The sequence below is a fragment of the Nocardioides sp. genome (genome assembly GCF_050699375.1).
Taxonomy (GTDB): domain Bacteria; phylum Actinomycetota; class Actinomycetes; order Propionibacteriales; family Nocardioidaceae; genus Nocardioides.
In genome coordinates this window covers 1-8,802 of sequence record NZ_JBOHDN010000170.1, presented here as the reverse complement: position 1 = coordinate 8,802, position 8,802 = coordinate 1, and the positions used below count along the sequence as shown (strand labels likewise).

Annotated in this window: 9 protein-coding genes; 4 read left to right on the top strand and 5 right to left on the bottom strand. The window is 68.1% G+C overall.

Features of this window, described 5'->3' with window-relative positions:
* The first annotated feature begins 389 nt into the window (after window positions 1-389).
* Window positions 390-953, top strand: coding sequence for a DNA-binding protein (locus ACRDPS_RS13015; protein WP_431502065.1), 564 nt, complete (start codon window positions 390-392; stop codon window positions 951-953).
* 7 nt (window positions 954-960) lie between these two features.
* On the opposite strand, the gene ACRDPS_RS13010 is transcribed toward ACRDPS_RS13015, so the two are convergent.
* From ACRDPS_RS13010 to ACRDPS_RS13000, 3 genes are all read right to left on the bottom strand, one after another.
* On the bottom strand, window positions 961-1,305 hold the full coding sequence (locus ACRDPS_RS13010) for a single-stranded DNA-binding protein (RefSeq protein WP_431502064.1): 345 nt from the start codon (window positions 1,303-1,305) through the stop codon (window positions 961-963).
* 102 nt (window positions 1,306-1,407) lie between these two features.
* On the bottom strand, window positions 1,408-2,070 hold the full coding sequence (locus tag ACRDPS_RS13005) for a TetR/AcrR family transcriptional regulator (RefSeq protein WP_431502066.1): 663 nt from the start codon (window positions 2,068-2,070) through the stop codon (window positions 1,408-1,410).
* A gap of 44 nt (window positions 2,071-2,114) precedes the next feature.
* Window positions 2,115-2,399 carry a hypothetical protein gene (locus tag ACRDPS_RS13000; RefSeq protein ID WP_431502063.1) on the bottom strand — a complete coding sequence of 95 codons (285 nt, stop codon included), beginning with the start codon at window positions 2,397-2,399 and terminating at the stop codon, window positions 2,115-2,117.
* A gap of 138 nt (window positions 2,400-2,537) precedes the next feature.
* Between ACRDPS_RS13000 and ACRDPS_RS12995 the strand changes: the two genes are divergently transcribed.
* Window positions 2,538-3,443, top strand: a complete 906-nt coding sequence (locus ACRDPS_RS12995) for a phosphotransferase enzyme family protein (protein WP_431502062.1) — start codon at window positions 2,538-2,540, stop codon at window positions 3,441-3,443.
* Here ACRDPS_RS12995 and ACRDPS_RS12990 read toward each other — a convergent pair.
* Both ACRDPS_RS12990 and ACRDPS_RS12985 read right to left on the bottom strand, forming a co-directional pair.
* On the bottom strand, window positions 3,440-4,774 hold the full coding sequence (locus ACRDPS_RS12990; RefSeq protein ID WP_431502061.1) for a helix-turn-helix domain-containing protein: 1,335 nt from the start codon (window positions 4,772-4,774) through the stop codon (window positions 3,440-3,442). The genes ACRDPS_RS12995 and ACRDPS_RS12990 overlap by 4 nt on opposite strands.
* Before the next feature lie 586 nt (window positions 4,775-5,360).
* Entirely contained in the window at window positions 5,361-6,668 is a 1,308-nt protein-coding gene (locus ACRDPS_RS12985; RefSeq protein ID WP_431502060.1) for a hypothetical protein, read from the bottom strand.
* 367 nt (window positions 6,669-7,035) lie between these two features.
* Here ACRDPS_RS12985 and ACRDPS_RS12980 point away from each other — a divergent pair, with 367 nt between their 5' ends.
* Both ACRDPS_RS12980 and ACRDPS_RS12975 read left to right on the top strand, forming a co-directional pair.
* Window positions 7,036-8,151: an ImmA/IrrE family metallo-endopeptidase gene (locus ACRDPS_RS12980; protein WP_431502059.1), complete on the top strand. Its 1,116-nt coding sequence runs from the start codon at window positions 7,036-7,038 to the stop codon at window positions 8,149-8,151.
* Window positions 8,152-8,320: 169 nt separating this feature from the next.
* On the top strand, window positions 8,321-8,764 hold the full coding sequence (locus ACRDPS_RS12975) for a hypothetical protein (RefSeq protein ID WP_431502058.1): 444 nt from the start codon (window positions 8,321-8,323) through the stop codon (window positions 8,762-8,764).
* Window positions 8,765-8,802 lie beyond the last annotated feature (38 nt).

The window sequence follows — 8,802 nt, the reverse complement described above, 5'->3', positions numbered from 1 at the left end:
CAATCCCGCCAACGCCCGCAACAGCACCACCTCGAGCCAGCCCCGCGCCGGTCAGAACCGTGCAACGCGGCACACAACAACAATCGGACTCGCCCGATACTGCCTTTGTTCAGCAGTCTCCTAGGGCCACCAGAAAAGCGCGAAACCCGGGTCCCGTACTGCGGCGGTATCCCGGGTTCACTTCCCCACACCCCAGCGGGGGGAGGCTTCGGTATCCACTTTACAGGCTGAGCCTGTATCTGCACAGACCCCCGGCGGTGACCTAGATCGCCCTGGCTCGGAGGGCTTCGGCGCGGGCAGTCGTGGCGACCGCCCGTACGGCGCCGTTCGCACTTGTGGGTAACGCAGGTAACGGGTAACATAGATACCATCGTTACCAAGGAGGCAGAATGACCGAGGCAACCCCTGAACTGAAGGCCGCACAGGCGGCCGAGGCCATCGCGGCCGAAGGCATCGCGGTGACCGCCCGCAGCGTCCGGCAACGCTCCGGCGTGCGGATGGCCATCGCGGCCGACGCAGCACGAGCCTGGAACGAGAGGGAGGCCGAAACGCAGGATGCGCCGCCGGCGCCCGAGGCCGTCCAGGCCCGCTTCGACGCGCTGTGGCGCGAGGCTTACACGGCAGCGCGCGCCGAGTTCGACGAGGCCGTTGCCGGATGGAAAGCCAAGCTCCAGCGAGCCGAGGAGGAACGCGGGCAACTCACTGCGGCTGTTGAGGAGGCCGAGAAGGAGAACGATCGCGTCGATGCGGCAGCTGCAGCGGCCTCCAAGCAGTCAGCCAAGGACCTCGCAGACGCCCAGGCGAAGGCCGCCGACCAGGCCAAGGAACAGGCCCGCCTGCTCGCGACCGAAAGAACCCGTGCCGACAAGGCCGAAGGAGCACTCGAAGCGATTACTGCCGAGCGTGACCGGCTACTCACCGAGGTCGCGGAGCTCCGGAAGACGCGGAAGTGAGTGGCCGCTACGCGACCAGCGCGCCGGCGTGAATGCTCTGGCCCAACGAGTCGACCACCACGGTGTCGCGGCGGTGCCGGGCGCCTGCCTCGTCGACCCAGGACACAGCCTTCACCTGACCGATGATGACCACCCGAGCGCCCTCGGGCAGGGAGGCGAGCGCGTACGCGTCGTCATCGACCGCGGTGACGTGATACGTCGGCGGCTCGCTGGCCCGCTCCCGCTGGGCCCGCTGACGCTCGCTACGCGGCATCGGCCGGACAACGACCTCACACACCGGAGAACCCTCCGGTGACACGCTGAGGTCAGGGTCAGCGACGAGGTCACCCTCGAAGAACGCGATAACAGGCATCAGATGGTCCCTTCCTCGACGTCGCGCCACTTAGGTCGACGAATCCGGTGAGTTCCTCCAGCCCGACGACGCCACAGTCGCGCCGTCCGGGTCCAACCTCGTTCACAGCTCATCGAAGGCTCCGATCAACTCGTCAGCCTCGAGCGCTGCCGTCTCTATGTGCTTCGTTGGTACGGCGCACAGCCTCAATCCGCTCTTCGCGATCTGGGCGTCGACCTCAGTACCGAGTTGGCGGCCGCCGCTGCGCATTCGGATCACGGTCTCGACCAGCTGCAGCAGCATCGACCCGAGAGTCAGACACCCCGGTCCAGTGGCGAGAGGCACGGTGGTTGGTGTGCCCCCGGTGACCTGCGCTTGAGCAGCGAGGCGGCTGTACGCGTCGCGCAGCTCGTCTCGACAGATCCGGTGACGTTTGAAGTAGTCCTGGGACTGCACCTCGGGCAGTCGCGCCAGCACACCCGCGTTGTGCGGAGCCACAGCGAGAGTACGTACGTCGAGAACCAGCAGCACATAGAGCAGGGCCGTCGGCGAAGCGGTGCCATGCGGTCCCCCGAGCAGCTCGACCTTCTCGACCTTGTCGACCGTGGGCCTGATCGAGCGGTCGAGTAGCTCCTCGACGATCTGGTCCTTGTTCGCGAAGTGGTAGTAGAGCGAGGCCTGCCGGATCCCCACGGCATCGGCGATGTGGCGGGTCGATGTGCCAGCGACCCCCTTCGATACGAACAAGCGTGCCGCAGCGTCAAGGATCTCGTCGCGCGGCGCCATCCCATCGCGGCCCGGTCCAACCAGGCGGGGCCGCCCCGGCCCAGTCACGCGGCACCTCCGGTGGCGATCGCGGCGGCCGCCGCACGCGCGGCGAGCACGTCGGCCTCGCCCGCCAGGTCGACCAGGCCCGCTCTCACGGAGACCAGCGCACGGGTCGACCTGGACCGGGTACGGATCTGCCTGTCGACGTCGACCATGAGGGCGTCAGCGCGACGCCCCATCCGTGCTGCGAGACTCTCGAGGCTCCGCAGCTCTTCGCCCACGGCCTGGACCTGATTCTGGTCTGGCACGTGGTGGTCTGTGGTGATCGACTCACCATCTGGGCTCATGCGACTAACACTCGCCGGGTTCGGCTCGGGAAAGAACGCCGCCGGGCCCGCCTGGTTACCCGCATGGTTTGTCGCATGGTTGTCTCGGCAACACTCGCCCGAGCACTCCTGATCAGGAGTCCTCGTTACGGTCGTAACGTGACTGCAACCTCGAGCGAGCCCTTCACCGCTGAACGAGCCGAACCCCTCCTGACGGCTGCCGCGGCCAAGGCCGGCCTGCCGCTGCCGGCGCCGCGGCTACTGCGTCTGGGCGAAAATGCTGTGTTCACCACCGGGGCACAGCTGGTCGCCCGTGTGGGCCGCTCACCCGCGGCCGCGCCCACGGCAGCCCGCGAGGTCGCCATCGGGAGCTGGCTCGCGCACGCCACCGAGGTGCCTGTTGCGAGGCCAGTCGACATCCCTCAGCCGATCCTTGTCGAGGGCCACCCCGTCACGTTCTGGGAAGAGATCCCGGACCCGTCAGAGGCGACCTTCCCTGAGCTGGCTGGAACCCTCCGGGTCTTTCACGCCGTCGATGCCGAAGAGGTCCCGGCCGACATCGTCCTGCCCGAGCTGGATCCCTTCAACAGAATCTCGTCTCGGATCGAGAGCGCGCCGATACCTGAGCGGCAGCGCAGCGTGCTGCGCTCCGTCTACGACGAGCTCGTCGAGGCGTGGGACACCGTCACCTTCACCTTGCCACCGGGACCGATCCACGGCGATGCACACACGAGCAATCTGCTGCGGGGAAAGAACGGCCGGCTCGCGCTGATCGACCTCGAGGACTCCTGCTTCGGCCCCAGGGAGTGGGACTTAGCGATGGCCGGCACCTACGCCAAGTCGCTGGGATGGATCGACGCCGCGACGTATCGAGACTTCGTCGAGATCTATGGCACCGATGTCACCGAGTCCCCGAGCTTCCCGACGCTGCGGCGGATCCGTGAGCTGCGGATGACCTCGTGGATGTCCCAACTGGCGGCCGACGAGCGCTTTACGGCCCAGGTCGAGCACCGGGTTGCATGCCTGCTCGATGACGACCTGCCCCGGCACTGGGCGGCCCACTAGGCCCCGGAGCCGCTGCCGTTCATTGATCCCGGCGGCAGCAGATCCTGCTCCCGTTCCTCGAGCTGGCCGGCCAGGAGCACGGCCCCACGGACGTCGGGCAAGCCCTTCAGCGTGCCGGCGAACGAGCGCAGGTTGTTGTGCGTGCGCGCGCTGCGCACGGCGACCAGGTCGTCGGCGGCCGCCGCGATCTCCGTGACGGCGTCCTGCGGGCTCCATCGCAGTCGCAGCTGTAGGAGAGTGCCGGTGGACAACATCCGCCCGCGCACGTCGGCCTCGGTGTGCTCGGCGATCGCCTGGCTCAGACGAGCGGCGGCCTCCCCGGCGATGGGCTCGTGGGTCATGCCGAGATAGGCCAGTGCGTGGCCGACGTCGCCGGCGAGCTGGGCCACGTCGTAGAACCAGAGGTGCGGGGGGTCGTCCTCAGGTCGGCGCTGCGCATGCCACAGCTCGGCCTCCTCGATCGCGCGCATCGTCTCGGAGTAACGACCCTGGGCCGCGAAGGCCCGGGCCTTGACCGCGCTGAGCATCGCGCGGGTCGTGGCCGTCACCGATGTTCCGGCCACCAGTTCGGAGAGCCCGACGTAGGTCGTGGCCTTGTCGAGCTTTCCCACGTAGACGGCTTGGCGGACCATGCCCGCCAGCACATCGGCACGCTGCGCGTCGTCTTCGCCGGCCGCGGCCAACTGCTGGGCGACCATGAAGTGCCGGAAGGCGTAGTCGTGATGTCCGGCATCGAAGGACGACCACGCCGCGAGGCGGGCACCCCGCGAGAGCTCGACCTGCCAATCGCGGCGGACCGCCGGCGAGGCAAACGATGCCGTCTTCAAGGTGTCCACGCCCAGGCGTACCTGCGCTGAGATCGCGGCGCGGACATGGGATCCGCCACGAACGTGATCGTTGTGATCGAGTGCCTCGATCAGGGCCGCCAGGTCCGTGACGTCCTCCGCGCTTACTGTGCGTGGGAGCGGATCGGGCACGGTGAGCAGGCCATCAAGGCCGAGCATCCCGAGCGTCGCACGCCGGACGAGGTCCGTCTCCGCGCCGTCGGGGATGGAGAGACCCACCGCAGCGGCAGCGACCGGCTGCTCCTGGACGCGCGAGTTGTAGAAGCCCAGGTCGGCATCAGCCATCACCCCGAAGATCTCGCGGAGCACCGCCCGACGCTGCGGGGTCTGGGGCCAGGTGATGACACCGCGCTCGAGCTTGCTCACGTAGTCGGCCGAGATGATGCCGCCCTCACGGCGGCTCATCTCATCGGCCAGATCTCCCTGAGTCAGGCCACGAGACTTGCGCAGCGCGATGAGCGCGGTGTTGGGCCGCGCTACCGCCATGTCTGCTCACCTGCCATATCGACTCCGAAAGATTACCCGTCGGCCAACCTTGTGCCCCCGCGGCGCCTGTCTAGAGCTGCTCCATCGAGCGCGCTACCGCCCAACCGTCCAATCTGAACAGTCAACGCGAGGACTCCTCCCCCGCTCGCGGCACGCCCCGGCCTACTCATGGACCTTAGGCCGCGCCCGAACCGCTGCAAGGGAAGCAGTGCCCGGCAGTTGCCGGCCCTTGCACCTCGCCGGGCTAATGCGACCTACATCAGGTCCCGTGGCCCGGGGAAGGCCACAAGCGGGTGGGGCGGCAGCTACGCCTCACCCGCACACATAGCATATATGACAGACTCGACATACGCTAGAGACGCGACAGAGTCTAAACACCAGACCGCCTCGGAGAAGGGCTGGCTTGGGGTACCGAGCCGGAGGGCTGCACCGCGCGGCCCGACCTTTCTCCGAAGCCCCTTGCGGGGGAACGCCCGAGGTGTGGCAGCCTCTCCTGCCTCAATCAGTCGTCCTCTCGGAAAGATGAAGCCCTGCTACGGACCATTGGGTCCGGAGCAGGGCTTCCCGGTCGTCTTGGTGGAGCCGCTCAGCTCGCCTGGAGCTCCTTGAGCAGGATCCCACGGGCGGGCGTCTCCGGCGCCTTCTGTGCGTCCTCGTAGGCCCGCCGTGCCGTGTCTGGCGACACCGGCGGGCTGAGCGCCGGCCCGATCTTGCGCCAGCTCTCACCGGCAGAGCGCATCCGGTGCACCTCCATCAGGTCGACCTGCCCCCGCGCGGACGCCCGCGACACTCGGCGCTGCGGCAGCGCTGTGCCTGCCGCAACAGCCTGCGACTGCGCCACGCCTGCGTCACGCAGCTGCGTCGACGCAGCGGGCTCCGGCGCCGATGACGCAGCATCGGAGTCAGACGACGCAGCAGACTGCGACGGGTGCGCCTGCGGCATCGTGCGTGACGCAGCATCGTCGGCGCCGCGTGACGCAGCGGCTCCGGCCTTGCCGCTGGCTGCCGCCTGATGCGCCACCTCCTCGCGCACCGGCGCATCCGGCGTCGCCGGAGGCCCCGCCGCAGGAGCCGGTGCTGCAACCCCCGGGTGCCGCTGCGTCACGGCAGCATCGGTGGATGCCGCAGCGATCGCCAGCGGCACCTGCTCCTGCGCCACGCTGCGTGACGCAGCAAACTCGAGCTGGGCGGCTGCGCCGGGCAGCGGTGCCGCCGTTTGCGTCATGACCTGCGTCAGCTGCTCCACGACCCTGACACCCGTCTCAGCGTCCATCACCACGGCACGGCCCACCGTGGCGGTCAGCTCCGACATCGCCAAGACGCCGTCCTCCCAGTCGACGAGGCGGCCACGCAACTCTCCCGCCGGCACGCTCCGCATCGCCCGCGTCATCGCTCGCAGACGCGCCTGGTTGCGCCGCTCCACAGCACGCTGCGCCCGACGACCACCCTTCCCCGCGGCACGACCCTGCGCCTCGAACCACCTGGAGCTCGCCGTGATCACCGAGTGGATCTGAACGGCCTGGCGCAGATCTGTCCAAGACCTCATCGACGCCAGGTGCCGATCCCCCACCAGCGCGAAGTGCCACATCAGCGCAGCGACCACCGGAATCGTGAACCGGAACCCGGCTGCCACCGCACCGTGGCCAGCGTCCAGCTCGTGGTAGCCGGCCAAGATCCCAGACGCAGCCGAGAACACCCACGTCATCAGCAGCTGCGTGCGTGCCGGTCGGTCCTGCTGCGCTGCCTCACGAGCGAGCAGTGCCACTGTGATGAGCGAGAGCTCATACACACCAGCGAACACGTACGCCGATACCGGCGAGATCTCCAGCACGTCCGTCGCGAATCCGACCATCGCGACATAGGCGAAGGCGGTCGCGAGTACCGCGACCCCCATCGCCGACACCAGCGGGATCCGCACTGGGTGCCGACCTGGCGACCCAGCGGGTCCAGAACCTGGCGCGGCCACAGATGCGGCGGGCGCGCCGGGCTCGGGCGAATTCTCAGAAGTAGCAACGGCGGTCATTTGAAGAACCCTTCGGCGAGATCAAAGACGGCTGGCGAGGGAGAGAGGAGTGGCCGGGGCACGATCGCGATACAGACAGCACGGCCACGACAGAATCACAGTATTGCACATACCGGACAAGAAAGACAGGAAGATTCACCACACAGTATTGACAGCAATGACAGACTAGACATAGACTGGATGCAGAACACAGCAAGACAACCCCGGGGCTGACCACCCCGAAACGGAGGAACCAGCGATGGCCACCAAGACCAGCACCAAGCCCGCCAGCACCGTCGACCACGCCGCGACCCGCAAAACGCTGGTCGACCAAGCCACAGCCTTCATCGCCAACCCGGCAGGCTGGCCCGCCGCTATGGCCTCCCGCGCCCTCCGCCTCCGCGCCGGACACCCGGCCTACTCCCCCAACAACCAATCGCTGATCGTGTCGCAGCTCTGGGCCCGCTTCGAGGACCAGGGCATGAGCGAGCAAGACGCGTTCGACGCCGCCATCCAGGCGGCCGCCGAGGAGATCGCCCCCGCGTACGTCTGGGCGAAGCGAGGATTCGCCCCCACCTGTGGTGCCGCGCTGGGCATCTTCTCCCGGCCCATCCCGATGTGGGTCGACCCCGTGACCGGCAAGAAGTGCGACAAAGACACCCCGGGAGCCGTCCGCCGGACCGTCTTCAAGATCGAGCGCACCTACCGCGCCGCCGACGTCACCAACGAAGACGGCGAGACCGCTTCGAGCGCGTACGCCGCCCCCGAAATGCCCGAAGGTGAGGCCCGCGACGTCTTCGACCGGCTCGCCGCCTGGATCACCGAGCAGGGATGGACCGTGACGCGCAGCGGGCGCGACATGGCCGAAGGTGGGTACACCGTGCACGCAACCCGACAGATCGTCGTGCACGGAGGCCTGGCCGAGTGGGCCGCCGTCGAGACCCTCGCCCACGAGATCGCCCACGCCCTCCTCCACGGCGAAGGCGAGGACCGCCCCTACGCGGGAGAGCACCGAGGCGACATGGAAGCCGAAGCCGAGGCAGTCGCCTACGGCCTGCTCACCGCCTACGGACAGGGCGAACTCGCCCGAGGATCGGCACGCTACGCCGCCGCCTGGACCCGCAACCCCGAACGAGTTGCCATCGCCTACGAGAAGGCTTCCCACGTGCTCGACGCCGTCACTGCTGCAGCCCTCGGGCACCAGGACGTCACGGTCAAGGAGTCCACCAAGGCCGCCAAAGCCGCAAGTAAAGCCGACAACAAGGCACTCGCCGACTCTCTCCGCACCGCCGGGCTCGAACCCCGTGGCGAAGCCTGGACTCGAGCCAAGGAAGGCGAGCCCATCGCCGACATCGTCGCTGACCTCACCCGCTAACCCAGACTCGCCAGGGGTCGGGCCTACGGGCCTGGCCCCTGGCGGCGCCGGCCGCTGAGATCCGGCATGAATAGTGACCGAAAGACTAGACAGGAATGACAGACTCGACATACAATAGAGACAACACAGCAAGACAACCGGGACTCACCACCCCAGCAAGGAGCGCACCATGACCAGAACGCCCAGCCTGATCCCGGGCTACACCTCCAGGCACTGCGACGGCACTCCAGGGCTGGAGTACTTCCAAGACGGAATCGCCTTCGCGTGGTCCGGCCGGGCCGAGGACCTCATCGAGGTCAGCCCCGGCGCATACAGTGAGGCGGTCGAGTGGATCATCCCGAGCATTCCCCTCGTATCCGCCGCGTTCGCCGTGGTCGCTGATGTCCGGGCCCCCTCGCTCCTCGGCCACTTCCGCAACGCCTGCGACCAGTGGCTGATGTGGAACGACCGTAGAAACCAGGCCGACACCCGGCACCGGCCCGTGTGGAACCGAGCCCTCAAGGCCGACGTCTGCGAGGTCTGCCTCGTCCCCGCGCGCGACATCCCTCGCGACATCCTCGAGACCTACGGCAACCACCTCCCCGCCCAATGGGAGGACTGCCTCGGCGACTGACCGCACCAACCCGGGCCGCCCGTCCCCCAGGGGAGGCG

What these genes read in the sequence shown, in the direction of transcription:
- ACRDPS_RS13015 (WP_431502065.1), top strand. Translation starts at nt 390, where the DNA reads ATGACCGAGGCAACCCCTGAACTGAAGGCCGCACAGGCGGCCGAGGCC.
- ACRDPS_RS13010 (WP_431502064.1), bottom strand. Translation starts at nt 1,305, where the DNA reads ATGCCTGTTATCGCGTTCTTCGAGGGTGACCTCGTCGCTGACCCTGAC.
- ACRDPS_RS13005 (WP_431502066.1), bottom strand. Translation starts at nt 2,070, where the DNA reads ATGGCGCCGCGCGACGAGATCCTTGACGCTGCGGCACGCTTGTTCGTA.
- ACRDPS_RS13000 (WP_431502063.1), bottom strand. Translation starts at nt 2,399, where the DNA reads ATGAGCCCAGATGGTGAGTCGATCACCACAGACCACCACGTGCCAGAC.
- ACRDPS_RS12990 (WP_431502061.1), bottom strand. Translation starts at nt 4,774, where the DNA reads ATGGCGGTAGCGCGGCCCAACACCGCGCTCATCGCGCTGCGCAAGTCT.
- ACRDPS_RS12985 (WP_431502060.1), bottom strand. Translation starts at nt 6,668, where the DNA reads ATGGGGGTCGCGGTACTCGCGACCGCCTTCGCCTATGTCGCGATGGTC.
- ACRDPS_RS12980 (WP_431502059.1), top strand. Translation starts at nt 7,036, where the DNA reads ATGGCCACCAAGACCAGCACCAAGCCCGCCAGCACCGTCGACCACGCC.
- ACRDPS_RS12975 (WP_431502058.1), top strand. Translation starts at nt 8,321, where the DNA reads ATGACCAGAACGCCCAGCCTGATCCCGGGCTACACCTCCAGGCACTGC.